Source organism: Alistipes sp. Marseille-P5061 (assembly GCF_900290115.1).
GTDB classification, from domain to species: domain Bacteria; phylum Bacteroidota; class Bacteroidia; order Bacteroidales; family Rikenellaceae; genus Alistipes; species Alistipes excrementigallinarum.
Window position 1 is genome coordinate 288,659 of record NZ_LT985749.1, and the last position, 26,557, is coordinate 315,215.

At 62.6% G+C, this 26,557-nt stretch carries 21 protein-coding genes; 4 read left to right on the forward strand and 17 right to left on the reverse strand.

Features of this window, described 5'->3' with window-relative positions:
* Window positions 1–4 precede the first annotated feature (4 nt).
* The 6 genes from C8267_RS05085 to C8267_RS05110 all read right to left on the reverse strand — a co-directional run bounded on the left by C8267_RS05085 (window position 5) and on the right by C8267_RS05110 (window position 6,868).
* A complete protein-coding gene (locus tag C8267_RS05085) occupies window positions 5–1,393 on the reverse strand; it encodes a hypothetical protein (RefSeq protein WP_158699718.1) in 1,389 nt (462 codons plus the stop codon).
* Window positions 1,394–1,429: 36 nt separating this feature from the next.
* Window positions 1,430–2,401, reverse strand: a complete 972-nt coding sequence (locus C8267_RS05090; protein ID WP_158699719.1) for a FimB/Mfa2 family fimbrial subunit — start codon at window positions 2,399–2,401, stop codon at window positions 1,430–1,432.
* Between the two features lie 100 nt (window positions 2,402–2,501).
* Window positions 2,502–3,569 (reverse strand): hypothetical protein, encoded by a 1,068-nt coding sequence (locus C8267_RS05095; RefSeq protein WP_106633909.1) that lies wholly within the window; start codon window positions 3,567–3,569, stop codon window positions 2,502–2,504.
* Between the two features lie 125 nt (window positions 3,570–3,694).
* On the reverse strand, window positions 3,695–4,990 hold the full coding sequence (locus C8267_RS05100; protein WP_106633910.1) for an OmpA family protein: 1,296 nt from the start codon (window positions 4,988–4,990) through the stop codon (window positions 3,695–3,697).
* Complete coding sequence (locus tag C8267_RS05105; protein ID WP_087361543.1) at window positions 4,990–5,592, reverse strand: DUF3575 domain-containing protein; 603 nt, start codon at window positions 5,590–5,592, stop codon at window positions 4,990–4,992. The genes C8267_RS05100 and C8267_RS05105 overlap by 1 nt, the downstream gene beginning before the upstream one ends.
* A 187-nt stretch (window positions 5,593–5,779) precedes the next feature.
* Window positions 5,780–6,868, reverse strand: a complete 1,089-nt coding sequence (locus C8267_RS05110) for a hypothetical protein (RefSeq protein WP_158699720.1) — start codon at window positions 6,866–6,868, stop codon at window positions 5,780–5,782.
* Window positions 6,869–7,124: 256 nt separating this feature from the next.
* On the opposite strand from C8267_RS05110, the gene C8267_RS05115 reads away from it, so the two are divergent.
* From C8267_RS05115 to C8267_RS05130, 4 genes are all read left to right on the forward strand, one after another.
* Window positions 7,125–8,105 carry an IS30-like element IS4351 family transposase gene (locus tag C8267_RS05115; RefSeq protein ID WP_005794072.1) on the forward strand — a complete coding sequence of 327 codons (981 nt, stop codon included), beginning with the start codon at window positions 7,125–7,127 and terminating at the stop codon, window positions 8,103–8,105.
* A gap of 414 nt (window positions 8,106–8,519) precedes the next feature.
* Window positions 8,520–9,065, forward strand: a complete 546-nt coding sequence (locus C8267_RS05120; RefSeq protein ID WP_106633912.1) for a TlpA family protein disulfide reductase — start codon at window positions 8,520–8,522, stop codon at window positions 9,063–9,065.
* A gap of 229 nt (window positions 9,066–9,294) precedes the next feature.
* Window positions 9,295–10,236, forward strand: a complete 942-nt coding sequence (locus tag C8267_RS05125; RefSeq protein WP_158699721.1) for a fimbrillin family protein — start codon at window positions 9,295–9,297, stop codon at window positions 10,234–10,236.
* 588 nt (window positions 10,237–10,824) lie between these two features.
* A complete protein-coding gene (locus C8267_RS05130) occupies window positions 10,825–12,138 on the forward strand; it encodes a UDP-glucose dehydrogenase family protein (RefSeq protein WP_087361553.1) in 1,314 nt (437 codons plus the stop codon).
* Window positions 12,139–12,342: 204 nt separating this feature from the next.
* Here the strand turns inward: C8267_RS05130 and C8267_RS05135 are convergent, their stop codons facing one another.
* The 11 genes from C8267_RS05135 to C8267_RS05185 form a co-directional block, all read right to left on the reverse strand.
* On the reverse strand, window positions 12,343–13,494 hold the full coding sequence (locus tag C8267_RS05135) for a sialidase family protein (RefSeq protein ID WP_158699722.1): 1,152 nt from the start codon (window positions 13,492–13,494) through the stop codon (window positions 12,343–12,345).
* Between the two features lie 43 nt (window positions 13,495–13,537).
* Window positions 13,538–13,987, reverse strand: coding sequence for a YhcH/YjgK/YiaL family protein (locus tag C8267_RS05140; RefSeq protein ID WP_106633915.1), 450 nt, complete (start codon window positions 13,985–13,987; stop codon window positions 13,538–13,540).
* A gap of 12 nt (window positions 13,988–13,999) precedes the next feature.
* The gene (locus C8267_RS05145) at window positions 14,000–15,151 is read right to left on the reverse strand and encodes an endonuclease/exonuclease/phosphatase family protein (protein ID WP_106633916.1); all 1,152 of its coding nucleotides are present in this window, start codon (window positions 15,149–15,151) and stop codon (window positions 14,000–14,002) included.
* A gap of 25 nt (window positions 15,152–15,176) precedes the next feature.
* Window positions 15,177–15,785: a rhomboid family intramembrane serine protease gene (locus tag C8267_RS05150; RefSeq protein WP_106633917.1), complete on the reverse strand. Its 609-nt coding sequence runs from the start codon at window positions 15,783–15,785 to the stop codon at window positions 15,177–15,179.
* A 100-nt stretch (window positions 15,786–15,885) separates the two neighbouring features.
* Window positions 15,886–17,958, reverse strand: a complete 2,073-nt coding sequence (mutL, locus tag C8267_RS05155; protein WP_106633918.1) for a DNA mismatch repair endonuclease MutL — start codon at window positions 17,956–17,958, stop codon at window positions 15,886–15,888.
* A 4-nt stretch (window positions 17,959–17,962) separates the two neighbouring features.
* Complete coding sequence (locus tag C8267_RS05160) at window positions 17,963–18,415, reverse strand: hypothetical protein (protein ID WP_106633919.1); 453 nt, start codon at window positions 18,413–18,415, stop codon at window positions 17,963–17,965.
* A 91-nt stretch (window positions 18,416–18,506) separates the two neighbouring features.
* Complete coding sequence (dnaJ, locus tag C8267_RS05165; protein ID WP_087361567.1) at window positions 18,507–19,679, reverse strand: molecular chaperone DnaJ; 1,173 nt, start codon at window positions 19,677–19,679, stop codon at window positions 18,507–18,509.
* Window positions 19,680–19,683: 4 nt separating this feature from the next.
* Window positions 19,684–20,328: a nucleotide exchange factor GrpE gene (locus tag C8267_RS05170; protein WP_087361569.1), complete on the reverse strand. Its 645-nt coding sequence runs from the start codon at window positions 20,326–20,328 to the stop codon at window positions 19,684–19,686.
* A 66-nt stretch (window positions 20,329–20,394) separates the two neighbouring features.
* Window positions 20,395–21,123 (reverse strand): SAM-dependent methyltransferase, encoded by a 729-nt coding sequence (locus C8267_RS05175; RefSeq protein WP_087361571.1) that lies wholly within the window; start codon window positions 21,121–21,123, stop codon window positions 20,395–20,397.
* 19 nt (window positions 21,124–21,142) lie between these two features.
* Complete coding sequence (alr, locus tag C8267_RS05180; protein ID WP_106633920.1) at window positions 21,143–23,518, reverse strand: alanine racemase; 2,376 nt, start codon at window positions 23,516–23,518, stop codon at window positions 21,143–21,145.
* A 294-nt stretch (window positions 23,519–23,812) separates the two neighbouring features.
* Window positions 23,813–26,308, reverse strand: a complete 2,496-nt coding sequence (locus C8267_RS05185; RefSeq protein ID WP_106633921.1) for an endonuclease MutS2 — start codon at window positions 26,306–26,308, stop codon at window positions 23,813–23,815.
* Between the last annotated feature and the right edge of the window lie 249 nt (window positions 26,309–26,557).

Here is a 26,557-nt window from a genome sequence, read left to right on the forward strand (position 1 = left end):
TGCTTTACTGTTCCTTCTGGACAATCTGGTATACGTGGGCATCGGTGCTGCCGTAGAGCAGGTCGGGGTTAATCAGCAGGGCCTCGAAGTCGGACGAACCCGCCATCTGGAGCGAGATGACCAGACGCGTCGAGGGGTCGGTCATCGAGCCGTCGGCCCCCTGGACCTGACGGTAGGGCGAGGTGGCCATGACGCGGATGTAGGCCGGCTGACCGCCCGCAACCACGACGCCGTTCTGCACGCCGCCGTTGATGTCCGAGAAGGCGAAATCGGTCGAATTGGTGAGCGAAGCGTTCCACAGGGCCCCGACCGGCGCCGTGATGTAGAACTCGAAGGACTGCATGCGGGCGTCGCCCGGAATCTGGTCGTAGACCACCGTCAGCTCGCCGTCAGCGGTCGAGGGCGGGGTCATCGGACCGCATTCGAAGGTCGCCGTCGAGACGTCGCCCCACTCGATGTCGGACTCCTCGGTCTGCCAGTCGAGTACGTCGACCGAAACCGAAATACCCGACGACTTGACCTCGGCCAGCACGCGGTAGATGGTGTTGCGCAGCAGCTTGCAGTCGGGGTGCGCCGCATCGGCAATGCGGCACGTGCGGGTCATCTCCATGCCGTCGACATCGAGCACGACCGTCAGTTCGGGAACATCGTCCGCAGCCGTCGTCCCGGGCACATACTGGAAGGAGTAGAAGCGCGCGGCGGGGGCCGTGGCGGCAGTCACCTCCGAGGGGCGGACACCGACCGTATAGTCGAGTTCGTCCTTCGTGCGGGTACGCGTGACCGGCGCGGCGGGCATGCCCGCATCACCGGGGCGCATCGTCGTATTGAGCACCTGACCGGCCAGTTGCACGCTGCGCACCTTCACCGAGCGCCCCGTAACCAGCTCCGGAGTACCGAAGACATGCACGTCGACGCGCGCCACCAGACGCACCAGCTCGATGCTCATCGCACCGCTCTGCGGCACCGCGGCCTCGCCCAGCATGAGCAGCTGGTCGGGCTGGAAGTCGAGCGACTTGGTCGCCACGAGGCTCGTCAGCTCGTCGTAGTTCATCGTCAGCGAGAGCGTACGCTCCAGGTCGCTGTCCTCGTAGTTGGCGATGACCACCGCGCGCGTAGCCTCGACAGGCAGACGGAAGACCTCCTCGTAGGTATCCCGCCCGGGGGTAAAGCTCCTAAAGACGGTCTTGCTGTTGGTGCCGTCGTCGGTGAAGAAGTAGAAGACCAGGCTCCGGAACAGGTTGTCGTTCTGCGCCACGTTCTCGTCGGCCGCACGCGTGTCGAGCGAGACGAAGAGGTCGCGCTCGCCCACGGCACCGGCACCGCGCTCCTTCTGGCACGAAAAGACCGTGAGAGCCGCAAGCAGCCATATTCCTATTTTCAATGCATGTTTCATGACATACGCATGTTAGCAGGTTCCAACGCTCCCGCGTCAAAGGTCGGGAGTGATATCGACGATTTTCCAGCCGTTAATCCACACCTCGGCGACCACGTTCATCTCCAGCTTGATGCGGAAGTCGAACAGGTCCTCACGGTCGAGGTCCTCCTGGGTCGCAAGCGCGGGATTCTCCATGATGGCTTCGATGAGCGACTTGCGGTAGATATCGGTATTCTGCTCCTTGTCGTGCACCACCAGCATGGACTGGCACGAGCGGTCGGCCATCAGTCGAAGCATCGACATCGTCTGCCGGCTCTCCTGCCCCGCATCGGTGCGGTCGTAGGGAGTATATGTCAGAGTGAGGGCTCCATCCCCCAGCGTATTGTCGGCGTTGTAGCGTCCGTTGGCCGAGGTGCAGTATACCTCGAACCGGTCGTCAGCCCGACCTGCGGCAGAACCGTCGGTCGTATTTCCGGGTGTCGTATCGACCAGCGTGACACGCACGTCACTCGTATTCTTGGTCAGCGACACGGTATAGGTGTTGCTCCGCGTATAGTCGGAGACCACCCCTGTGATGATGCCATGGTACAAATCATCCACGTCGGAGTCCACGGCAGGCTCACCGTCGACGCGGTATTTCAACATGAAATTCTCGATTCGGGTCACACCGGCCTCCGGTGCGGAGAAATCGGACGTGGAGTTGTCCCCCACGATGTAGTCACCCAGAGGTCCGGCCCACACCACGAGCGTATAGACGCCGTCGGGCAGCGGCAGCACCATCCGGTAGTCGTTGGTCAGATGTTCGCCCGCGTCGGAGTATGAACCGACGAATATTCCATTCTCGTCGAAGGCGTAGGTCGTCACCTTGTCGACCTCGGAGCCGAAGAGGTTCTCCTGCTCGCTGTTCAACGAATATTCGTACACCACGCCGACCCCGGGGCGGCAGCCCGAAAGGTCCTCCCTGATGCACCCCGCCGCACCCGACAGCAGCAGCGTCAGGGCGAGTCCGGTTATTTTACATCTCATTGACATTCGTGCGAATCTTAATGTGAAGCTTTTTTTGAAAAAGGGTGCGGAGCGGAGCTCGCCGCTCCGCACCCCGTATGACACAGGCAGAAAGGATGGACTACAACTCGGGAGTAATCTCCTCGACGTTCCACTTCAGCACCTCAACGGTAGCCGTAACGTACTTGGCCTTGATACCCGGCTGCGGGGTCAGGTTGTCGGTCGAGAACTGGATGTTGCTGATGCGGTAAATCGTACCCGGCTCGAAGTTGGTCACAGGGTCACCCGACTTGTTGAAGGTCAGCACCTCGACATACTGGTTGTTCTCCGTGATGTCGTCGGTATCGAGCACGTTGCGACGGGTAACCGTCTCGAGGTGGAGCACGATGTGCGAAGCCTCACCGGCTGCTACGGCATAGTCCCAATAGGTGTGGCCCTCGGGAACAACCTCTACAAAGTTGCCGCTGGGCGTACCGGCCGTTGCGGGCTCGAACTCGGTGCACATGTAATCCGTGAACGACGGCGTGGTCGACCAGTCGAGGTCAATCATCGTGTTGCCAGCGCCTGCGATGGTGGCGTTCTGGTAGTAGTGGTCTACATAGATGCCCTTGAGCGTGAAGCCCTTCACGTCACCGGCAACGATGGCGTCGCCCTGAGCAGGCTTCGACGAAACCTTGGCAATCTGGATGCGGGCTACGCTCGGAGCAATCTGAACCGAGGTCTTGTAGTGGTTGGCACCGGCGTCGGGGTCAAGCTCAAAGGCCGTCGTGTTCGAGCCATAGAGGATGGCGCCTGCGATGGTCTGGTTCTCGAGCGAGAAGAGCGTTCCCTCAACGGCGCTGATGTTCGCACCCTTGGTGGCCGTAATCTCGGCTACGCCCTGGGCGTTGGCTACGACGTAGAGCTTCTGAGCGCTGGTCGAAACCTCATAGGGGCCATAAGAAGCCTTGGTCGAAGCCTCGTCAAAGTCCTCAGTAATCACGCCGCTCGACGTAGTGAAGATGAACTTCAGGTTGTTGGCAACCGGCGTATCCTCAGCGTCGGCGAAGGCACGCGTCAGAGCCGCGTTCTTCACGACAATCGAGACCTTCTTCACTTCACCCGTTCCCGGCTCGCCACCGACGCTCTCCTCGCTGGAGCAGGAAGCCATCATGGCAACAGCCATGATTCCGAATAAAATTTTCTTCATAACTTGATAAATTAAAGGTTGTTGTAAATTATTGTTTGTTTGGTTTACTGCAGGCTTGCATCCCCCTTCGCGGCCGATAGCCGGCATGTGTTCCACACCTTTCGGCCGGGGAAGCTCAGGTCTTGTCAATAGTTTTCGATTTGCTTCAGATTCTCACGCACCAGCTCCGCCTCGGCGGGGTCGCCCTCGGCAAGGGCACGGGAGAACCACTCGCGCGCCTTCTCTTCCTGCTGCTGCATCATCAGGCTCACGCCGATGGCGTTGAAGGCCCGCGGGTCGGACTCCACCTCACGCAGCATCTCGCGCGCCTCGGCATAGCGGCCCTCGCGGATGAGCGCCATGGCACGGTTGATGGTGTCGGCAGCCGTATCCTCCAGCACGTCGTAGTAGACCGAAATGTAGCAGGCGTTGCGCAGCTCGGGGAAGAAGTGCTTCATCATGTAGCGGTAGGGATTGCCCGCACGCAACCCCATCAGCTGGTGGTTGCGCCCCTTCTCGGCCGGCACGTTGTCGATGATGTCGAGCACCTCGTCGCGGTACTGCATGTCGGAGGCCTCGACCTTGCGGCGCAGCCCCTCCCAGTTGATGGCGCCGTTGATGAGCTCGAAATTCTCGCGCTTCAGCTCCGGAAGCTGCTGCATCAGGTAGTCGCGCAGCGCTTCGGCACGTCCCTGGCTCAACTCGATGTTAAGCTGCAGACGACCCTCGGGCGAGGCGTATCCCGACAGCTCGATTCGGTTCAGCCGACGGTCGGGGTCGTCGAGCACCGTATTCAGCGCCGCCATAATCTCCTCGAGCGTTGCGGCATTGTCGAAGGCGTCGACGTCGATAGAGGTGCTGGCCACCTCGTAGTGGATGACCATGTCGCGCTTCGAAAAGAGCCAGCGGCGGTTGGCCTCCTTCAACTGCGGGGCACGACGCGCCTCGAACGGCATGGCGGGGTCGGGCTCCTCGTAGACCTTCACGTCGGCCAGTTCGACCTGACGACCCAGCGGCGTGCTTTCACCGCACCCCTCGCAGCGCTGGCCTACACCGAGCGACAAATCCTTCATCCACCGCTCGTAGGGGACCGTGCAGCTGTAGACCAGCTCCTCGCCCGCCTCGACGCGGTTGGCATCGGGCGCCTCGCCGCGCTCGCCGCGGAGCAGCCGCTCCTGACGGTCGCGGAGCAGCCGGCGATGGCCGACCACCTCGGCTTCGGGCAGACGGAGCGTATCGTCGCCGTCGAACAGATAGGGCGAAAGCACCGTCTTGAAGTTGCGGGCGGGGGTCCGCTTGTCGGACTCCACCGTGAAACGTACGGTAATCTGCTGGCGGTTGCGCTCAATCCGCTGCTCGGAGAGCTCAACCCGGTTCTGGCTCCAGGCAAGCAGGGGAAGGAGCACCCATGCCGCACCGATGGCATACTTGAGCGTCTTCATCACTTAATCATGTAAATTAACGAAATGCCGAGCTTCGTCGGTCCGAAATAGTGCTTGGTGCCCGCCTCGCGGAACGGTCCGCAGGTCACGCAGTCGTAACGCTTGTAGTCGAAATAGACATACCCCACGCCGATGGTCGCCTCGAGGTTCCAGCGGCGGCCCAGAATCCAGGAATAGCCGTAGGAGATACCCACGCCGGCGCCCCAGCCCTGATAGCGGTTGTCGCCCGAGGTATTGATGAGCGGAATGTGCACCGCACTTATATTATATTCGCCGTAACCGGCATGTACGCCGAAGAAGTGTCCCTGAAAGCGTTCGCAGAGCCAGTAGCGGAACTCCGGCTTGACCAGGAAGTGCTTCACCTTGCGGTTTTTGTCGCTGTTGAGCGTCCAGGGGTTGTATCCACCCGAAATGTCGAGCGTCGTTTTCTTTCCGAGCCCGAACTCAAATCCGGCATTGGGAGTCGTCGTCGCCCAATAGAGCAAATTGGTTTTAACGGCCACCTTCTCCACGCGCGTAGAGCGCTCCGTCTGCTGGGCCTTCACCGCGTGAAGCCCGCCGCACAACACCGCAAAAAGGAAAATGGACAGAATTTTTTTCATATACCCTTTTCGAAAAGTTAGCTGCCCCCGATGGAACAACGTTCTATCGGAGGTACTTTCGTGAGGACAAAATTATAAATCCGTTTACTCAATTCAGAGGAAAAACGACAATGATTTGGTTCCATTTTAGCAGTAAAAAGGCCAAAACGGTACCGTAAAAACAAGGTGATTCCAAAAAGACAAAAAACTACTCTCTGACAGCGACCGGAGAATGGCGGCGGACATACTCCATGGGGGTCATCTCTTCGAAGCGGGAGAAATTGCGGAAAGCCGTGGTTTTGGACCGGAAACCTACGGCTCGAAAGCCCTGCTCGAGAGACTCAACCCTGCCCAATCCGACCAGACGTTTGAACTCCCGGATGCGGTAGTAGCCGACATACTCCTTGAAGCCGGCATACCCGGCCTCACGGATTGCCTGGGCCAGCGAAGTGCGGTTGGTATAGAGCATTGAAACGACATCGGCCAGCGTGAGTTCGGGATTCCGCCACGGTTCGTCGTGCTGCATGTAACTCTCCAGACGCGCATAGAGCGGACTTATCGATTTGGGCTCCGGAACGGCTCCGGGCTGCACGGGGGTGTCAGCTCCCGTTTCAGAGGCGGATTCAGAGGCTGGAAGCGGCCCGCATCCGTCCGCACAATCAGCTGACAAAGAATCCGTTACAGACTCAAAAGAGGTATTTACGCCCGGGGGGGGGAATTTTTCCGCCCCGAAGCATTCGTGCACGCCGAAAAGCACCAGATAGACCAGCACACCGTCGAAAAGCAGGAAGTAGAGCTGCACGCCGAGCTGCGAAGGCATCGAACCGTCGAGAAAGACAAAGAGGTATGCGGGAATGAACCCAAGGCACCCCACCGCATAGACCCGTGCACAGGCCGAGTGCTTCTCGACGGCTACACGACACAGAATCCGGAACGAGCGGATGGCATACCAGGGAATCGGCAGAAACATCAACAGACGCAGCCAGACGTCGGGGCGCGAAAGCACGCTCCACAGCGAAACGTCGAACTCCAATTCATGAAACTGCACCCCCGACAGACGGGCTATCAGATAGAGAAACAGCGGGAAGAGCCCTGGCAGAAGGACGCTCACCGAATTCCGGAACACGGTCCGGGGCGAGGTAAACCAGATTCGGGGCACCATGCAGAGCACCATGGTGACATATCCGCTCATGAGCGCCGGACGCAAATCGAGCGGATGCAGCACAAGGCCGAAAGCCCACAGCTTGAGCAGAAAGAAGACCGCCAGAAGCGCCATGAGCAGCGCAAGCGCCTGCATCTTCACATTCCCGCGGGCGCGAAGCCACAACACGCAGGCAAAAAGCAGATGCAGAATAAAGACAAAATGAGCTATGGAGTAAAATACCTCTTGAGTTCAACTTATAAATGCAACTTTTTGGGTGCGGATAATAAGCAATAAAAACATTTATTTTTCAGAGAGGAAAGAGAGACAATGTCCCCCTTTCTCTCACTCTGAATGGATAAAGTTTGCTATCTTTGCTTTAATTGTCCGTCCAAAGAAAAAAAAGTTGCAGATGAGCAAACATATAACCGAGGAACAAAGGTATGCAATTTCTATGATGTTGCAAATACCGATGAGCAAAAAAGCAATAGCGGAAGCTATCGGAGTAGATAAAAGCACTGTTTACAGGGAGATAAAGCGCAATTGCGACGCCCGAAGTGGTAGCTATAGCATGGAGCTTGCCCAGCGAAAAGCAGACAGGCGCAAGCAGCAAAAACATCGCAAGGAAGTGCTTACACCGGCAATGAGAAAACGGATAATAAAGCTGTTGAAGAAAGGATTCAGCCCGGAGCAGATTGTCGGCAGGAGCCGCTTGGAGGGAATTGCGATGGTATCTCACGAAACGATATATCGCTGGATTTGGGAGGATAAGCGGCGGGGTGGCAAACTGCACAAATATCTTCGCAGACAAGGTCGCAGGTATGCCAAACGTGGTTCTAAAAATGCAGGGCGAGGATTTATCCCAGGCAGGGTGGATATTGATGAGCGTCCCGAGATAGTGGAACTGAAGGAGAGATTTGGTGATTTAGAGATAGATACAATTATTGGTAAGAACCACAAAGGTGCCATTCTTACCATTAACGACAGAGCAACAAGCAGGGTCTGGATACGCAAGTTGTCGGGAAAAGAAGCCATCCCGGTAGCTAAGATTGCAGTATGGGCACTGCGGAAAGTGAAAAACTTAATACACACAATTACGGCTGACAATGGAAAGGAGTTTGCAAAGCACGAGGAAATTGCGCAAAAATTGGAAATAAAATTCTATTTTTGCAAACCATACCACTCATGGGAACGTGGTGCCAATGAAAACACCAACGGGCTTATCAGGCAGTATATCCCAAAGGGTAAGGACTTTAGTGAAGTAACCAACAAACAGATTAAGTGGATTGAAAATAAACTCAATAATCGACCTCGTAAAAGACTTGGATACCTCACGCCAAACGAAAAATTTAAACAAATTATTAATCAGAATTCTGTTGCATTTGCAAGTTGAATTCAGCCCTTTGCGAACATAGCCACGAAAAAGTTCCATTTCGTCCGATTTTTACCGCTCCACGCTCATCTCCCGCATCGGACAGTTCATCCCTTCAAACGATTCCGTCTTACGAATATAAGACGAACTATTCAAAAAAACAAGTTTTGGTCTGTTAAAAATCAAAAAATCCCCCCCCCCCTCAATTTTTTAATACATTGATTTTCAATGTATTAAAAAATAATCGTCGTGACAAGAGCAAAAACGCGCCGACTTCACGTACCAAATTTCGCCCCAAAATGAACATGGCCGGAATCGTATACATTTATCATTATTGCCATCCATTTTCTCAAAAAAAATTGTTATCTTGGAAAGTTGAAAAGGGCGTCACCCGTCCCGAAACGGCGGGCGGGGCGCTCCAAAACCGGCCGAATCATGACTCCTCGTATCTTTCCACTTGCGAAACTCTGCCTGGCAGCCGTACTGCTGCTGGCTGCAACGAATTCGGGATGCATCCGTGACAACGACGACGACATCGCCGCGACGACGCTCGTCGGCGACGGTGAGCCCGCCCCGGACTTCACCGTCGAGATGCTTGACGGCACGTCGACGACCCTCTCGTCGCTGCGGGGCGAGGTTGTGCTGCTCACCTTCTGGAACACGTGGTGTCCCGAGTGCGGGCGCGAGATGGCGGAGGTTCCGCAGGAGCTCGCCCAACGCTTCGGCGGGAGGAAGTTCCTCTTTCTGCCCGTTGCCCGCGAGGAGAGCACAGAGACGGTCGGGGCCTTTGCCTCCACGCAAGGCTATGACTTCCCCATCGGCGTCGACCCCGACGGAAGCATCTACGGCCTCTATGCCACGCGCTATGTGCCGCGCAACATCCTCATCGACCCCGACGGCACGGTGGTAGCCAGCCGTGCGGGCTACTCGCCCGAGACGTTTGCCGAGCTGACCGCCCTCATCGAACAGCTGCTCCGGTAGGCTGCCCCGAACAGAGCGGCTTTCGCCCGCATACCCTCAACCCCGCTTTTCCGCCCCAGCATGCGTGGATGGCGTAAAGGGGGAGCCCCCGGGCGGGCCCCACGTCTTTCACGAAGACGGCTGGGACCAGCTCCACTGCTTCCGTTGCGCTGCGGCACAGATGTTGCGTGAATCGGGCAAACACCTTATATCCGATTCACACACCATGAAAACAACTCGATTTACGGGAATGCTCTCCCTGCTTGCGGCAGCGGCGCTGCTGCTCGGCGGATGCTCCAAGACAACCATCACCATCGACGAAGGGGGCAACACCTCCTCGCAAGGCTCCTCCGGCTCGTCGGACGACGGTACCGCTGCGGCCGACAACCTCGTGGGGTTCCACGCCACGGTCGAAAGCATCAACATGACCCGCTCGATGTCCCCCATTGCCGAGGGGACCGTCGTGCGGATATTCGCCTATCACGGCGGCACGGACGAGACCCACTCCACCTCGCCGATGGCCCGCGGCACCTATACGGCCCAGCAGGCCGGCATGCTGACGGGGCAGAGCGGCTACAAGATGTACCTGAGCAACGGCACCTTCGACTTCTACGCCGTCTCGACGAACAACGACCTGGTGCCGCCGACCTTCCAGATGGGCACCTCGGTGGCGCTCTCCAACGGCGTGGACTACCTCTGGTGGGGGTGCGCCAACTATGAAATCGACGGTTCGCAGGTGACCGTGCCGATTGTGCTGAACCACTCGGCCACGCAGGTATGCTTCGAAATCCAGGCCGGCACGGGGGTCGTGCTGCAATCCATCGCTTCGGCAACCATCACCGTGCCGCAGCCGGGCGCCAGCATGGACCTGACCACCGGCATCATCACCCCCGCCACGGAATACGCCACGCAGCCCGCCGCGATGGGCATCAACGGCATGAAGCTCCAATATACGATGCTGCCGCTGCAGACCACCTCGCCGATGACGCTCACGCTGACGCTCAACATGAACTACGACCCCACGCCCCACGTCTACACCGTCCAGGTTCCCGTACCCGACGGGGAGCTCCAGGCCGGAAATTCCTACCAGTATCTGGCCGTCATCGACGCCAACACGGTCACCTTCCCCTCAGTCGGCGTCACCGACTGGGTCGATGTCGACGAGACGGGCAATCCGCTCTACCCGCACTAACCGCTGCGGAGCACCCGCCACACGACGGTCCCCTGCTTCGGCGGTCCGGACCGCCGGCACGCCGAAGCTCCGAGTGCATACCATACCGCGCCGACAGCTGCCCGGACAGGGCGGCCGTCGGCGCATTGTGCATTCCCCGCGGGCAAGCGGAGGCCGATGGGTCGCGACAAGGTGTGCAGCCGGAAGACGGTGCCGGAACTCCGAGACATCAAGCATCGGGCTGCCGGAGCGTCGAAGCGTCGAAGCGTCGGGCGTCGGGCTGTCGGGACACCGGGGCTTCTTTGGAAGATGCAAAGGTCCGGCTCTCAGGGCAATTTATTTGCATTTCTCGGGAATATGAGCTACTTTTGCCGGGTATCGGCCGACCGTCCGCCCCCCCCCGACGGATAACCCCCTCCGATACGCCTCCGCACCTGCGCGGAGCCATCCGAACCCAATTGTTCAACCGAACGAAAACGATACGTCCGCAGTGCGTCTGCCGGCCGGAACCCGTCCCGAAGAGTCTGCTCACGGGCAGAAACGGCCGCCGCATTCTTTCCGCCTGGCGGTAAAGCGGATGCCCCGTTTTCGGGCAGAAACCGCAACCCAATGAAAATCGCAATCGTAGGAACCGGATACGTGGGACTGGTCTCGGGCGCATGCTTCGCCGAGATGGGACTCGACGTCACCTGCGTGGACACCAACCGTGAAAAAATCGACAGCCTGCTGCAGGGCGTCATTCCGATTTACGAGCCGGGGCTCGACGAGCTCGTCGCACGCAATGTCGGCGCAGGCCGGCTGCACTTCACCACCGACCTCTGCTCGTGCCTCGACCAGGTAGAGGTGGTCTTCTCGGCGGTCGGCACCCCGCCCGACGAGGACGGTTCGGCCGACCTCAAGTACGTGCTCGAGGTGGCCCGCACCTTCGGCCGCAACATCCGCAAATACACGCTGCTGGTGACCAAGAGCACGGTGCCCGTCGGCACGGCCCGCAAAATCAAGGCCGTCATCCGCGAGGAGCTCGGCCGCCGCGGCTGCGACGTGGAGTTCGACGTCGCCTCGAACCCCGAATTTCTCAAGGAGGGTGCCGCCATCAAGGACTTCATGTCGCCCGACCGCGTGGTGGTGGGCGTCGAGAGCGAGCGGGCGCGCACGCTCATGTCGAAGCTCTACCGTCCCTTCCTGATTAACAACTACCGCGTGCTGTTCATGGACATCTCCTCGGCCGAGATGACCAAATATGCCGCCAACGCCATGCTGGCCACGCGCATCTCGTTCATGAACGACATCGCCAACCTCTGCGACCACGTGGGCGCCGACGTGGAGATGGTCCGCAAGGGCATCGGCGCCGACGCACGCATCGGCACCAAGTTCCTCTATCCGGGCTGCGGCTACGGAGGCTCCTGCTTCCCGAAGGATGTCAAGGCGCTTGCCCACACGGGGCGCGAATACGGCTACACGATGGAGGTCATCGAGGCGGTCGAGCGGGTCAACGAACGGCAGAAGTCGATTGTCTACGAGAAGCTCTGCAAGGCGCTGGGCGGCGAGCTGAAGGGGCGTACCGTGGCGCTGTGGGGACTCGCCTTCAAGCCCGAGACGGACGATATGCGCGAGGCTCCGGCGCTGGTGGTTATCGACCGTCTGCTCAAGGCGGGAGCAACCGTGCGGGTCTACGACCCGGTGGCGATGGACGAGTGCCGACGCCGCATCGGCGAGCAGGTCATCTACACCCGCTCGATATACGAGGCGGCCGAAGGGGCCGACGCCGTGGCGCTGATGACCGAATGGAAGCAGTTCCGCATGCCGACCTGGTCGCGGCTGCACGAGGCGATGCGCGACAACATCCTGGTCGACGGGCGCAACATCTTCGACAAGCAGGAGGTCATCGCCGAGGGGTTCCGCTACTACGCAATCGGCAAATAGCCGGCCCCGTGCCGGCGACCCGGCGCGAACATGGTGCCGGGCGGAAGGCAGGAGGCAGGAAGCGGAAGGGCTGCCGGACCGGAAACTGCCGGACCGAAGCCGGAAGAGACCCGGAACACATAAAGAGCGTGGGCAAGACCTGTTGGTCTTGCCCACGCTCTTTTTTTGCATATTACGGATAGACGGCTCCCGGAGCCTTGCGTGCTACCGCCCGTCATCCTCCCCGCGGGTGAGCCACTCGGGGGTCAGACGCGTGAAGTAGATTTCGAAGCCGCGCTCCCAGTTGCCCACCTCGGTCAGAAGGCCGATATCGCCGTCGGGCAGCACCGTGAGCGACGAATAGCCGGCATCACCGCTCCAGACGCTCCGCCGCACGGGCCACGTACACCCCTCGTCGTAGCTGAGCAGCACCGAGACGTTGCGCCGCTCGACCGAATCGAGCGGAATCGAGTGCAGCATCCGATTGCGCCGGGCACCCTCGACGCGCAGCGTATAGCGCACGATATCGCCGTTGCAGGCGGGCGAAGGCATATCCTCCCACCGCTGCGGCTCGCTCCACGTCGCGCCGCGGTCCGCAGAAAGGGCATACTTGCGCCGCCCCTTGGCCGGATTGCGGATGCTCATCAGCCAGCTGCCGTCGGCCCGCTCGACGAGCTTCGCCTCGTCGCCGTTCATATCGACCGGCGTGGGCAGCAGGCGCCAGCTGCGGCCGCCATCCTCCGACATGCAGACATAGTTGACCAGCGGCGGGGCCTCGCGTCCCGTACGGGCCGCCACGACGAAGAGCAGCGTCCCGTCGCGCAGCTGCAGCGCACGCCCCGAGGCGGCAAAGGCGCCGTACCACCCCCGCGAGAGGGGATTTGCGCAGGCCGCGCCCCACAGTTGGGGCGTGATGCATTCGGGCGCGGACCACGTCTGCCCAAAATCGCCGCTCCGGCAGACGTTGATGTCAATCGGCGCCTCGGGCGTCGACTCCCACAGCCCGCGCCCCGAGGCGAAGATGCAGAGCAGCTCGCCCGAGCGGGCATCGCTCACCAGCGCCGCATCGCCGTAGCCGCAGTCGCCGCGGTGTTCGGCAATCGGAATGACGGAGGACCAGGTACGGCCCCCGTCGGTGCTGCGCCGCGCCACGAGGTCGATTTTGTTGGGCAGGTCGCCCATCGACTCGAGCCGGCGGTCGGCCACGGCCACCAGCGAGCCGTCGTCGGCCGTCACCAGCGCCGGAATGCGGTAATACTTCGAGCCTCCGTCACCGGGGGCGAAGAGGAGCGTGCTCACGGGCTCTTCGGGAGCCCCGGCACAGCCGCCGCACCCCAGCACGAGGGCGGCAAGCAGGATTCCGGACAAAATCTTCATCGCGTTCATCGCGGACGTGGAGGGTCAACGGCCACCGAGGGCGCTACTTGCGGACCTTGACGATAATCTTGCGAATCGACCCCTCGCCCACCATCGGAGCGTGGGCATCCTCGGGCAGCAGAATCGTGAACTGCCCCGGACGCAGCGTATAGTAGCACTGCGGCTCGTCGTCGTAGAAGCGGATGTCCTTCTCGGTGTCGAACTCGCCCAGCGGTTTGCGCACGTCGGCGCGGGGGCTCCAGCCGAAGGCCTCACGCTCGCCGCGGATGAGCACCTGGATGTCGATGTAGGCGTTGTGCACCTCGAGCTTGGCATCCGCGGGACGCTTCAGCTCGACGTCCATCACGTTGACGTAGATATCGCGGCCGTCGAGTTCGTGGGTACCCGGTTCGATGGTCGTCCAGTCGATGCGGGCAATGTGTTCGAAGGCCCGGGCCATGCGGGGCGAAAGCGCGTTGTAGAGGGCGCTGTTCTGCAGTGTGTCGAGAATCATATCGGTTTGGTTTTAGTCGTTTTCATAGTTTCGCCTGAGGCGCACGACCACCGGCAGGTGGTCCGAATAATCGACCTGGGGCACCTCGTAGGAGAGGGGCTCAAGTCCGTCGGACGTGAGCACGTAGTCGATGCGCAGCGTGTTGAAGAAGCCCTGGAAGGTATAGGAGTAGCCGCGGCCGCAGCTGCGGAAGGCGTCGGTCAGCCCGCGCGCCATGCGGCGGTAGACGTACGACATGGGGGTGTCGTTGAAGTCGCCGCAGACAATCATCCGGTAGGGCGTCGCCGCCATCACGCTGCGAATCGTATCGACCTGCTCGGCCCGCAGCACGCTGTTGCGGCACAGGCGGGAGAGGATGCTGCGGATTTTCTCCTCGCGCGCCGTATCCGAAACGTAGCGGTGCGTGGTGAGGTATTTGGCGTCGTACACCGTGATTTCGGTCGAATGGAGGTGGTTGTTGAAGACCCGGACGGTATCCTCGCCCACCAGCAGGTCGGCCCAGATGGAGGTGCGGGGGATGATGGTCCCCGAGCGCAGAATCCGGTAGCGGCTCAGGATGGCCTGCTGGCTGCCCCGCTCCGCGCGGTTCTGCTCCTCGGTGCGGTTGCCGAGCGTCATGCGGTAGCGGCCGGCCAGCTGCGAGAAGGCCTCGCTCTCGGCCGCCTTCCGGTGGTCGAACTCCTGCAGGCAGATGATGTCGGGCTCCTGCTCGCCCAGAAGGCCGGCGATAGGCCCCTCCTGCCACCCCACTTTGGGATAGTAGAAGCCCCGGATGTTGTAGGAGAGCACCTTGAAGGCATCGCGGCCGTACTCCTCGGTCTCGTAGGCGCGGCGGAACTCGGGCTTGTAGTAGAGCCCCAGCCGGAAGAGCCCCGCCACGACGCAGACGAGCAACATTCCGGCGCGTCCCCACCGCCAGCGGATGACCCAGTAGAGGGCCAGCAGCACGGTGGCGACGTAGGTCAGCGGCGCACCCAGCCCCAGAATCGGGAAAAACCGCGAGCCCGCCGGGTGGACGTAGGGCGCGCACAGCGTCAGCACCATCGCCACGACGGCCAGATAGGCCAGCACCGTCATCACGACATCGAGCAGCAGCATCACCGCACCGCGGCGGCTCCGCTTGCGGCCGTTGCCGCTCCGGTATTCATCGTAATATTCGGACATACTACGCAGGGTTGAACATCAGAAATCAGAAGTAGATGTTTCCGCGCCGCTTCCAGTAGTGGAGCAGCAGGAATCCCCACAACATGCCTCCCACGTGGGCGAAATGGGCCACGTTGCCGCCGTAGCCGGTCCAGCCCAGGAAGAGCTCGATGACGCCGTAGATGATGACGAACCACTTGGCCTTCATCGGGATGGGCGGGATGAGCAGCACAATCATCGCGTTGGGATGCATCACGCCGAAGGCGAGCAGCAGCCCCATGACGGCACCCGAGGCGCCGACCAGCTGGATGTAGTATTCGCCCGAGGCCCATGCGGCGAGCATCTGGATGAGCGCCGCGCCGATGCCGCAGGCCATGTAGTAGACCAGGAAGCGGCGCGAGCCGAGCTCGTACTCGAGTGTGCGGCCGAACATCCACAGCGCAAACATGTTGAAGAAGACATGCTCGAAGTTGGCATGCAGGAACATGTAGGTGACGAACTGGTAGGTGTGGAAGAGCGGGTTGCCCACCCAGAAGAGCGAGCCGAAGCCGAAAATCCACTTCCCCAGCGGCAGCAGCGCCGTGGCCATGTAGACCAGCACGTTGATGATTATCAGATTGAGCACCACGGGGGGTGTCTGGAAAGTGCGGTTCATAACGGAAAATCTCTTTTACTTCTCTAACGTTGTCCAGCCTCGGGAAGCGCATCAACGCCGTGCCGGGCCGGCATGCAAAGGTAACAAATTATCGGCGAAGTCACCCGAGCCGCGCGCGAATATCTTCGGCCGTGAACTCGGCCATGATGCGCTTGCCCGAGGGGGTAAAGCTGGGGTTGCCGCACGCCGCAAGGCGGTCGAGCAGCGCCTGCACCTCCTCCCGGGCAAAGGAGGCCTTCGCCCCGCGCGTTGCGCTGCGGGCCATGACGGCGGCCACCTTTTCGCGCCGGGCGTCAGCCGCCCCCACCGGCGTGTCGAACTGCTGCAGCAGCTCGTAGAGCAGCATGTCGACCCCTTCGGCCGAAATCTCGGCCGGGAGCCCCTTGACGTCGATGGAGCCGCCGACCCCGAAGTCAAGGTCGAAGCCCAGCGCCGCCACCTCGACCGAATGCTCCTCGAGCAGCGCATACTCCTCCTCCGAGAGGAGCAGATGCTCGGGGAAGAGCAGCTGCTGGCTGGGCGCCGCACCCGAGCTCAGCGTCGCCAGATAGTATTCGTAGAGCACCCGCTCGCGGGCACGCCGCAGGTCGACTGCCACCAGCCGTCCGCCGTACGAGGCGGCGGCGTATCCGCCCGCCAGCGGAATGGCCCCGGCAAAGGCGGGCGCCCCGCCGTCGAGCTGAAGCTGCTGCTGCTCGCCCACCGACGAGGAGACGAACTCCAGCTCGCTCTCCTCCTCCCCTGCGGTGCCCTGCTCACTCGGCGAGACGATGTCGTCGAACTCCTCGGCCGAGGCTCCGCCGTCGAATGCGTCAAAAGCGGTGGCACCCGGCGAAAGGCTCCGCCAGGGGGCCGCATCGGCCTCGTCCGGCTCCCCAGCCGGGCCGGCATCGGAAGGACGGAATGCCGGAATGCCGGCACCGCCCGGCTGCCGGGCTCCGGCGCGCGGCGCGAAGGAGGCGGCGCTGTCGGCCACCTCCGTCGAGGCGTCGGGCACCGTATAGGGGACATCGAAGCCCGTGAACTCCTCGTTGGGGTCGGGAGCCGTCGGGTCGATGTAGGATTCGCGGAAGGGGTTGTAGTCGAGGTTCGACTGCGCGGGGGGTTCGCTGTAGAGCGCGCCGCGGCGCAGCACCGGAATCTCGACCGTACGGTCGCTGTCGAAGTCCATCATCGGCACGGCGCCCGTCTTGGCGAGCGTCTCGCGCACGGCAGCGTTGATAATCTGCCATACGGCCTCCTCGTCGGCGAACTTCACCTCGGTCTTCTGCGGATGGACGTTCACGTCGATGCGCGCCGGGTCAACCGTCAGGTAGAGGAAATAGGAGGGCGCGCAGTTGCCGGGGATGAGCTTCTCGTAGGCCTTCATGATGGCGCTGTAGAGGTAGCTGCTCTTGAAGTAGCGGCCGTTGACGAAGAGGAACTGCTCCGTATTGCGCTTCTTGGCGGCAGCCGGCTGGCCGATGAAGCCCTCGACCGAGGCGATTGAGGTGTCGGCCGAGACCTCCAGCAGATTCTGCTTGATGTGGCGCCCGATGACGTCGACAATGCGCGTGGCGAGCGTCGCCGCCCTCAACCGGTAGAGCGGGGCGTCGTTGGAGTAGAGCTCGAAGGCGACCTGCGGATTGCAGAGCGCCACGCGCTGGAATTCGGCCTTGATTTGGTTCGACGACGTGGTGCTCTTCTCCAGGAAGCGGCGCCGCGCCGGCACGTTGTAGAAGAGGTTACGCACGAAGAACTGCGACCCCACGGGGCAGGCCACGGGCTCCTGCGAGACGAAGACGCCGCCGTTGATTTCGGTGCGCGTACCCACCTCGTCGCCCTCCTGGCGCGTGCGCAGCTCGACCTGCGAGACGGCCGCAATCGAGGCGAGCGCCTCGCCGCGAAATCCGAAGGTGTGCAGCGCATAGATATCCTCGACCGAACGGATTTTACTCGTCGCATGGCGGTCGAAGGCCATGCGGGCATCGACGGGCGACATGCCGCAGCCGTTGTCGACAATCTGAATCAGGTCGCGGCCGCCGTCGCGGAAGTTGACCTTCACCTCCGTGGCTCCGGCATCGATGGCATTCTCCATCATCTCCTTCACCACCGAAGCGGGGCGGTTGACCACCTCGCCGGCCGCAATCTGGTTGGCGACAACCTCGGGCAGAAGTCTGATTTTGTCTGCCATCCGTCTACTCCTCCCCCTGATAATCGTTCGGCACCACCGTGATGGGCTGCGCCTGCCACTCCACGTCGCTCACACCGCGCTGGTCCAGCTCATTGGCCGGCCGGCGCTGCTCGACAACCTGCTCCTGACGCTCGCGGGCCGAGCCCTGCACCCACAAGAAGAGGCGGGCCAGACGCGGGAAGAGCAGCACGATGATGAGCAGCATGACGACCACGCCGAGCATCATCTTCCAAATCTGGCGGCGGCCCGACCGCTCCTCCTCGGAACGGCGTGCGGCACGTGCCTCGCGCTGCGTGCGAATCAGCTGGCCGGGGCGGTACTCGCGCTCCTCGTCCTCCGACCGTTTGCCGAGCAGTTCGGCACGGCGCTGCTCGCGGGCCTCCTTTTCGGGGTCGTAGTAGCGCGGTATGTAGTTGAATTTGTTCGGATGCTTCTTGTAGGGACCGAAACCGGACATAGCTTCAAGTGTTTGGTGGTTGCACAAAAAAGGGAAAAATCCGCCCCTTTACCCGGTAAAGGTACGAATTTTTCCCGCCATTTATTATCCGCTAACGGAAGAAACTCTTCATCCGCTCGAAGATATTCTGATTTTTGACCGATTCGGCCTTCTGGAACGAAGGCTGCTGGGCCAGCTGCTCGACCAGGCGCTTCTCCTCGGAGGTGAGCTTCGAGGGGATGGTGATGTCGACCACCACCAGCTCGTCGCCGCGGCCGTAGCCGTTCACGTCGGGCAGACCCTTGCCCGCCAGACGCAGCACCTTGCCCGCATGGGTTCCCGGCGCAATCTTGATTTTGGCGCGGCCGCCCACGGTCGGCACTTCGACCGTACCGCCCAGCAGGGCCGTCGTCACCGTGATGTTCAGGTTGTGAATCAGGTCGTTGCCGTCACGCGTCAGTTCGGGGTCCGGCTCCTCCTCGATGAGCACCTGCAAATCGCCGTTCACGCCGCCCTGGCGTGCCGCATTGCCCTTGCCCGAGACGGTGAGGACCATGCCCTCGCCCACGCCGGCCGGAATCTTGATTTCGACCACCTCCTGACCGCGCAGCGTCCCTTCGCCCTTGCACTGGTCGCACGCGGCCGTGATGACCTTGCCCGTACCGCCGCACGTGGGGCAGACACCCTGCGTCTGCATGCGGCCGAAGAAGGTGTTCTCGACGCGCGTCACATAGCCCGTACCGCCGCACTTCGAGCAGGTTGCATAGGAGTTGGCATCCTTGGCACCCGTGCCGCCGCACTTGTCGCACGCTACGGTCTTGTTGATTTTGAGCTTCTTGGTCACGCCGTTGGCAATCTCCTCGAGCGTCAGCTTGACCTTGATACGGATGTCCGAACCGCGATTCACGCGCCGGCCGCCGCCCGTCGACGACGAGCGGAACCCTCCGCCGCCGAAGTGGCCGCCGAAGATGTCGCCGAACTGCGAGAAGATATCCTCCATCGAGAAGCCGCCGCCGCTGAAGCCGCCGAAACCGCCGGCTCCGCCGCCCGCCGCGCCGCTCATGCCGGCATGGCCGTACTGGTCGTAGCGCGCACGCTTGTCGGGATTCGAGAGCACGTCGTATGCCTCGGCCGCCTCCTTGAACTTCTCCTCGGCCTCCTTGTCGCCGGGGTTCTTGTCCGGGTGGTACTTGATGGCCGCCTTGCGGTAGGCCTTCTTTATTTCGTCTGCGTTAGCGTTCCTGGCAACGCCCAGGACCTCGTAATAATCCCTTTTCTCTGCCATGGTTCTACTCTCCTACAACAACTTTAGCGAATCGCAGCACCTTGTCGCCCAGCATGTAACCCGTCTGGACCACATCGATGACGCGACCCTTGTTCTCTTCGCCGGCCGCGAACTTGGCCACGGCCTCGTGCAAATCGGCGTCGAATTCGTTGCCCTTGGCCTCAATCTCCGTCACGCCGCGCTGACGCAGCGCCTCGGTAAACTTCTGGGCAATGAGGTTGACGCCCGCCCGCAGCGCCGCAATGTCGTCGCTCTTCTCCATCGCCTCGACGGCGCGCTGCACGTCGTCGCGCACCGGCAGCAGCGCCAGCAGCACGTCGCGACCGCCGGTCTGCACCAGCTCCATCTTCTCGCGCAGCGTACGCTTGCGGTAGTTGTCGAATTCGGCCTGCAGACGCAGGTACTTGTCGCGCCACTCGGCGATTTCGGCCTCGAGGTCGGGCTTCTGCTCCTCCTTCGCGGCCTCGGCCGACTCCTTGTCGGAAGCCTTCTTGTCGGCTGCATCCGCCTCTGACATCGTGTCATGCGCGGCCTCACCGCCGTCTGCCATATTGGCACGTGCGGACTCTTCGCCGGCAGGTTCACCGCTCGCTCCCTTGGAGCCCTCGCGGTCCTTAACCTCCTCGTTATAAACTTTTTCCTGTTCCATATATCTGTGTTTTTTCATATTTTCCGACATCTATGGCACAAAATGCATACCAAGCGGCCGAATGCGTTATCCAAGGATGAAAATGGCAGGCCGCCGGTTCAGCTCGGGACGCGGATGCGCGCGCCACTCCCCCACCGTACGGGTCTCGACCAGCTCGCCCGGCGCCGTGAGGTCGGCCGCCACCGTCAGGCGCGTCTCCGGGGCGCAGACCGTGAGCAGCTCCTCCAGCAGCTTCACGTTGCGGTAGGGCGCCTCGATGAAGAGCTGCGACTGATGCTCCGTGCGGGCCCGCCGCTCGAGCGCGCGGATGGCGCGCTGCCGTTCGGGCGCCTTGACGGGCAGATAGCCGTTGAAGGCGAACGACTGTCCGTTGAGACCCGAGGCCATCACCGCAAGGATAATCGACGAGGGGCCCACGAGCGGCACCACGCGGATGCCGCGGCGGTGGCACGCCTCGACCACCAGCGCTCCGGGGTCGGCCACGCCCGGCACACCAGCCTCGGAAATCACGCCGGCCGAGCGCCCCTGCTCGAGCGGCCGCACCAGCTCCTCGACCTCGCGGCCGGCAGCCGTATGTTCGTTCAGTTCGCGGAACTCCAGCTCGGCGATGGGGCGGGCGACGCCTGCCTTCGAGAGGAAGCGCCGCGCCGTGCGGACGTTCTCGACGATGAAGTAGTCGAGCGCATCCATCACGGCCCGGTTGGCCGCGGGAAGCACCTCCCAGGGTGCCGTTTCGTCCGAGATGGGACAGGGAATCAGGTAGAGCGTGCCCTTCCGCACGGGTTGCGATGTCATGGTCGGTCCTTTTTAGATGTTACTCCTTGAGATAGATGCGCTTGACGCGGCCCGACACGGAGGTGAGCACCTCGTAGGAGATGGTGCCGAGTACCTGGGCCATCGTCTCGGGGTCGTTGCCCGGCTCGGCCGAGAAAATCACCGCCTCGTCGCCCCCCGCAACGCCGGGGATGTCCGTCACGTCAATCATGCAGCTGTCCATGCAGATGCGCCCCACGATGGGGGCCGGCATCCCCTTGACGCGCATCGACCAGCGGCCGCAGCTCAAATGGCGGTCCAGACCGTCGGCATAGCCCACGGGGATGGTCGCCGTCACCGTATCGCGGTCGAGCTTCCCGGCACGGCCGTAGCCCACCGTATCGCCTGCGCGGAGGTGCTTGAGCTGCACGATGCGGGTCTTGAGCGTCGCCACGGGGCGCAGCGCCGGATTGTGGCGCCAGCCGAAGCCGTAGAGCCCGATGCCCAGCCGGCACATGTCGAACTGCGCCTCGGGAAAGCGCTCGATGGCGGCCGAATTGGCCGTATGGCGGATGACGCCGTAGGGCAGCGCCTCGGCCAGCTGCGAGCTCATCCGCGCAAAGCGGGCAATCTGGGCCCGCGTGTACTCGTCCTCCTCGGGCATGTCGGCGCAGTTGAGGTGCGAGAAGATGGTGGCCACCTGCACCTGCGTCGTCGCACGGAGCCGCTCGGCAAGGTGCGGGAGCTCCTCCTCGACAAAGCCCAGACGGTGCATCCCCGTGTCGAGCTTGATGTGAATCGGATAGCGGCTCTCGCCGGCCTGCTCGGCCGCCGCCTCGAAGGCCTCGAGCGAGTGGAAGCTGTAGATTTCGGGCTCCAGACGGTTGGCAATCATCACGTCGAAGCTGTCGGCATCGGCGTTGAGCACCACCACGGGCATCGTGATGCCCCGCTCGCGCAGCAGCACCCCTTCGTCGGCAAAGGCGACGGCCAGATAGTCGACCCCTTCGTGCTGGAGCATCTGCGCCACCTCGAAGTCGCCCGTACCGTAGCTGGCCGCCTTGACCATCGCCACCAGGCGCGTGCCAAAGGAGAGCTTCGAGCGGAAGTAGTTGAGGTTGTCGCGCATGGCGTCGAGGTCGACCTCGAGCACCGTCGTATGGCTCTTGCGCGAGAGGGCGTGGGCCAGCTTCTCGAAGCGGTAGTCGCGCGCCCCCTTGAGCAGCACCGTGCAGCCGGCCACCGCCTCGCGCGGGATGCGGGCGATGCACTCGTCGGTCGAGGCGTAGAAGGAGCGCCGGCAGTTGAAGAGCCCGGCAAAGCGGCGCAGCCGCGGGCCGATGCCGATGAAGTACTCCACGCCGGCCCGCTCGACCATGCCGGCCACGCGGGCGTAGAGCTCTTCGTCGGGCAGGCCGCTCTGGGGGATGTCCGACAGCACGAGCGTCTTGCGGCGCGAGAGGGCGATGTTGTGGAGGTAGTCGAGCGCCAGCGCCAGCGAGTTGAGGTCGAGGTTGTAGGCGTCGTTGACCAGCACCGAGTCGTTGATACCCTCCTTCACCTCGAGGCGCATGGCCACCGCGGGTGCCGAGGCAAAGCTCGGGGCCGGATAGCCCATCACGGCACAGAAGGCCTCGACAATCTGGGCGTTGCGGCGCGAGGCGGCGTTGCCCACGACGCTCTCCGCCACCTCGGGGAAGCGGGCGGCATCGACCGGCCGGCGCTCCGGGAAGCGGGCCTCAATCATCGCGCCGAGCGGCTCGTAGTAGCTGTGGTAGATGATTTTGCGGGCGCTGCGGGCCAGCACCATCTTCTCGTCGCACTTCTGCTCGAGGCTCAGGAAGTTCTCCTGGTGGGCGTCGCCAATCGAGGTGAAGACCACCACGTCGGGGCGGATGATGCGCTCCAGACGCGCCATTTCGCCCGGACGCGAGATGCCCGCCTCGAAAATCGCCAGCTCCTCGTCGCCCTCGAGCATCAGTACCGAGAGGGGCACGCCCAGCTGCGAGTTGTAGCTCTTGGGCGAGCGGTAGAACTTCACGCCGGCGGGCAGCTCCTCGACAATCCACTCCTTGATGACCGTTTTGCCGTTCGAGCCGGTGATGCCCACCACCGTCCCGTGGAACTGCGCGCGGTGGTAGGCCGCCAGACGCTGCAGCGCCGCAATGGCGTGGTCGACCACCACGAAGCCGCACGTGCCCTCCTCGAGCTCCTCCAGGCGGCGTTCTACCAGAAAGGACTTCACCCCCCGGCTCTGCATTTCGCGCACGAAGTCGTGCGAATCGTGGTTGGCGCCGCGCATGGCGACAAACATCGGGGCCGAGCCGAACTCGCACGAGAGCGAGCGGCTGTCGGTCACCACCGAGCGGACCTCGGCGTCCGCCCCGTACAGGCTGCCGCCCACGATGGCGGCAATCTGCGAAAGAAGGTATTTCATGAACGAATCACTAAACTAAAAGGTTCCATCTCTTTGTTCCGGCCCTTTGCGTCGGGCAGTTGCCCGGGCATTCGCTCGGACAGCAGCCCGGACAGCTGCTCCGGGTCTTGTTCCGGCCCTTGCTCCGGCCTTTGACTCCGGCCTTTGGCCCCGGCCCTTGCTCCGGCGCCGGCACTCCGCAGTCCGTTTCCCCCCCCGAAGGGAGCGCGGCCCCGAAGGGAGTGCATCCTGCCGCCCGCTCCGCCGGCCGGAGGGCGGAAGGCAGAGTCCGGAGGGCGCAGCGGCGCCGTCGGGTCAGTTCGTATCGAAGGTCACCACCGTGATGCCGGCGCCGCCGCGGTCGGCATGCTCGTCGACGGCGCTCACCACCTCGGGCTCCGTCCGCAGGTAGCGGCGAATCTCCTCCTTGAGCGCGCCGGTGCCCTTTCCGTGGAGGATGGTCACCGAGCTTACGCCCACCATCAGCGCATCGTCCACCAGGTCCTGCACCGCCTCGAGCGCCTCGGCGGCCCGCATGCCCCGCACGTCGATGTGGTCGCGGAAGTTGAGCTTGCGCGCCGAGATGTCGACCGAGATGCGGGTCCGCGCCGTCTGGGGACGCGTCGCCTCGCGGTACTCGTTGTTCGAGACCACCTGCAGCCGCTCCTTCTCGACGGTCGTGAGAATCTGCCCGAAGGCCACCTGCGCCCGCCGTCCCTTGATTGACTGCACCACGCCGACCATCTCCTGCCCCGCCATGCGGACCTTCGAGCCGACCTCCACCTCGCGCGGTTTGGGCGCCTCGGCCGGTGCCGCATCGCTCTTTGCCGCAGCCTCCTGCTCGCGCCGCTCGGCCCGCCGCTGGCGCCGCCGCTCGATGCGCTCCATCTCGCGCGCCACCGAGGCGTCGTGCTCCTCGTCGTCGCGCTGCTCGACCGTATCGCGGAACTCCTCCAGCTCCTTGCGCGCCATGCGCGTGAGCTCCTTGTCGGCCTGCGCCTCGCGGATGGTCTTGATGGTGTTCTCAATCTGGCGGTTGGCCTCGGCGACCAGCTCCTGGGCCTCCTGCTTGGCGCGGCGGATGATTTCGTTCCGCTCGGTGCGGATTTTCGAGAGCTGCTCGGCATAGTTGCGCTCCAGCTCCTCGACCTTGCGGTCCGTCAGACGGATGCGCTCGCGCTTCTGCGCCCAGTAGTGCTTGTCGCGCGCAATCTCGCGCAGCTGCTTCTCGATGTTGATGTGGTCGCTGCCCGCCTTCTCGCCCGCCTCGCGGATAATCTCCTCGGGCAGTCCGATTTTGCGGGCGATTTCGATGGCGAACGAGCTGCCCGGCTTGCCCATCTCCAGACGGAAGAGCGGCCGGATGTGCTGCACGTCGAAGGCCATGGCGCCGTTGGCAATCCCCTCGGTGCTGGCCGCATAGTATTTGATGTTGGCGTAGTGGGTCGTGATGACGCCGTAGCACCCCTTCTCGAGCAGCCGCTCGAGGATGGTCTCGGCGATGGCGCCGCCGATGATGGGCTCGGTGCCCGAACCGAACTCGTCGATGAGCACCAGCGTCTGAGACGACGCCCCGGCAAGCATGTGCTTCATGTTGAGCAGGTGCGACGAGTAGGTCGACAGGTCGTCGTCCATCGACTGCTCGTCGCCGATGTCGATGTAGATGCTGCGGAAGACGGGCAGCTCGGAGACCTCAGAAGCCGGGACGAGGTATCCGCACTGGAACATGTACTGCACGATGCCGGTGGTCTTCAGGCAGACCGACTTGCCGCCGGCGTTGGGGCCCGAGATGACCAGAATGTGCTTTTCGCGGTCAAGCTGCATGTCGAGGGGCACCACCTCGCGCCCCTGGGCGCGCAGCGTCTGCTGCAAAAGAGGATGGCGGGCATTCCGCAGCACGAGGCGGTCGTCGGTCGAGACAATCGGCCGTCCGCAGCCGTTCTCCGAGGCCCAGCGCGCCTTGGCCCGCACCATGTCGACATCCGAGAGGTAGTCGCCCGAGGCGGCGATGAGCGGCGCATCGGGGCGGATGGAGTCGGTGAACTCGGTGAGGATGCGGACAACCTCGCGCCGCTCGGCATACTCCAGCTCGCGCAGCTCGTTGTTGATTTCGACCACCTCGACCGGCTCGACGTAGAAGGTGCGGCCCGTGGCCGACTCGTCGTGGATGAAGCCCTGCAGCTTGCGCTTGTTCGAAGCGGCGACGGGAATCACGGGGTGTCCGTCGCGGATGGAAATCTGGGCGTCGGCATCGACGATGCCCGCCCCCTTGGCGGCAGCCAGCACCTGCTGCAGCCGCTTGGCCGCCTGCCCCTCGCGTTCGCGGATGGAGCGACGCACCTCCTGCAACGCGGGTGAGGCGCTGTCCTTCACCTCGCCGAAGTTGTCGACAATCGAGTCGATGCGCCGCACAATCTCGGGGAAAGCCTCCACCCCGCGGCTGCGGGCATAAAGGGCCGGATAGCGGCTCTCGCCCCGCGTCTGGATGAACGAGACAATCGCCCCGACGGCCGCAAGGGCCTGCCGCAGCGTGACCACCTCCTCCACGTCGAGGAAGGTACCCTCGACCTGCAGCTTGGCCATCACGCCGTCGACATCGGGGAAGTCGCCCGAGGGGAAGTCGCGCTCGAGGTCGAGCAGCTGGCGCATCTCGTCGGCCAGCGCCAGGCGCCGCTCAATCTCGCGGGCCGAGGTCGAGAAGCCCTCGGCAGCGAGCTTCTCGCGGGCCGCCTGCATCGTACAGCCGGCGGCCACCTGCTCTCGGATTCGGTCGAAACCGATTTTCTGTTCGAAAGTATCCGGATATATCATAAAACAAACTATTCTAAGGAACCACACGTTACAGCGGAGCCATACGCGCCCCTTTCTGCCGGGCCGCCCCTGAACGGGGAGCTTCTCCCGCTTCGAAGGCCGCCCCTCTTCATGAATCAAACCCCTCCCGAGGAAGGGGTTTGCATCACATTGTATCGTATCCATCTGCCGCCTGCCGTCCCGCTCCCGCGCTCCGCCCGTCGGGCGCTCCGCCCCGGAACGAACGCTGCGAGACGCCGCATGTCCACA

What these genes read in the sequence shown, in the direction of transcription:
- C8267_RS05120 (WP_106633912.1), top strand. Translation starts at nt 8,520, where the DNA reads ATGACTCCTCGTATCTTTCCACTTGCGAAACTCTGCCTGGCAGCCGTA.
- C8267_RS05135 (WP_158699722.1), bottom strand. Translation starts at nt 13,494, where the DNA reads ATGAAGATTTTGTCCGGAATCCTGCTTGCCGCCCTCGTGCTGGGGTGC.
- C8267_RS05150 (WP_106633917.1), bottom strand. Translation starts at nt 15,785, where the DNA reads ATGAACCGCACTTTCCAGACACCCCCCGTGGTGCTCAATCTGATAATC.
- alr (WP_106633920.1), bottom strand. Translation starts at nt 23,518, where the DNA reads ATGAAATACCTTCTTTCGCAGATTGCCGCCATCGTGGGCGGCAGCCTG.
- C8267_RS05140 (WP_106633915.1), bottom strand. Translation starts at nt 13,987, where the DNA reads ATGATTCTCGACACACTGCAGAACAGCGCCCTCTACAACGCGCTTTCG.
- dnaJ (WP_087361567.1), bottom strand. Translation starts at nt 19,679, where the DNA reads ATGGCAGAGAAAAGGGATTATTACGAGGTCCTGGGCGTTGCCAGGAAC.
- C8267_RS05115 (WP_005794072.1), top strand. Translation starts at nt 7,125, where the DNA reads ATGAGCAAACATATAACCGAGGAACAAAGGTATGCAATTTCTATGATG.
- C8267_RS05090 (WP_158699719.1), bottom strand. Translation starts at nt 2,401, where the DNA reads ATGAGATGTAAAATAACCGGACTCGCCCTGACGCTGCTGCTGTCGGGT.
- C8267_RS05095 (WP_106633909.1), bottom strand. Translation starts at nt 3,569, where the DNA reads ATGAAGAAAATTTTATTCGGAATCATGGCTGTTGCCATGATGGCTTCC.
- C8267_RS05100 (WP_106633910.1), bottom strand. Translation starts at nt 4,990, where the DNA reads ATGAAGACGCTCAAGTATGCCATCGGTGCGGCATGGGTGCTCCTTCCC.
- C8267_RS05105 (WP_087361543.1), bottom strand. Translation starts at nt 5,592, where the DNA reads ATGAAAAAAATTCTGTCCATTTTCCTTTTTGCGGTGTTGTGCGGCGGG.
- C8267_RS05130 (WP_087361553.1), top strand. Translation starts at nt 10,825, where the DNA reads ATGAAAATCGCAATCGTAGGAACCGGATACGTGGGACTGGTCTCGGGC.
- C8267_RS05110 (WP_158699720.1), bottom strand. Translation starts at nt 6,868, where the DNA reads ATGCAGGCGCTTGCGCTGCTCATGGCGCTTCTGGCGGTCTTCTTTCTG.
- C8267_RS05125 (WP_158699721.1), top strand. Translation starts at nt 9,295, where the DNA reads ATGCTCTCCCTGCTTGCGGCAGCGGCGCTGCTGCTCGGCGGATGCTCC.
- C8267_RS05185 (WP_106633921.1), bottom strand. Translation starts at nt 26,308, where the DNA reads ATGATATATCCGGATACTTTCGAACAGAAAATCGGTTTCGACCGAATC.
- C8267_RS05175 (WP_087361571.1), bottom strand. Translation starts at nt 21,123, where the DNA reads ATGACATCGCAACCCGTGCGGAAGGGCACGCTCTACCTGATTCCCTGT.
- C8267_RS05145 (WP_106633916.1), bottom strand. Translation starts at nt 15,151, where the DNA reads ATGTCCGAATATTACGATGAATACCGGAGCGGCAACGGCCGCAAGCGG.
- C8267_RS05170 (WP_087361569.1), bottom strand. Translation starts at nt 20,328, where the DNA reads ATGGAACAGGAAAAAGTTTATAACGAGGAGGTTAAGGACCGCGAGGGC.
- C8267_RS05160 (WP_106633919.1), bottom strand. Translation starts at nt 18,415, where the DNA reads ATGTCCGGTTTCGGTCCCTACAAGAAGCATCCGAACAAATTCAACTAC.
- C8267_RS05085 (WP_158699718.1), bottom strand. Translation starts at nt 1,393, where the DNA reads ATGAAACATGCATTGAAAATAGGAATATGGCTGCTTGCGGCTCTCACG.
- mutL (WP_106633918.1), bottom strand. Translation starts at nt 17,958, where the DNA reads ATGGCAGACAAAATCAGACTTCTGCCCGAGGTTGTCGCCAACCAGATT.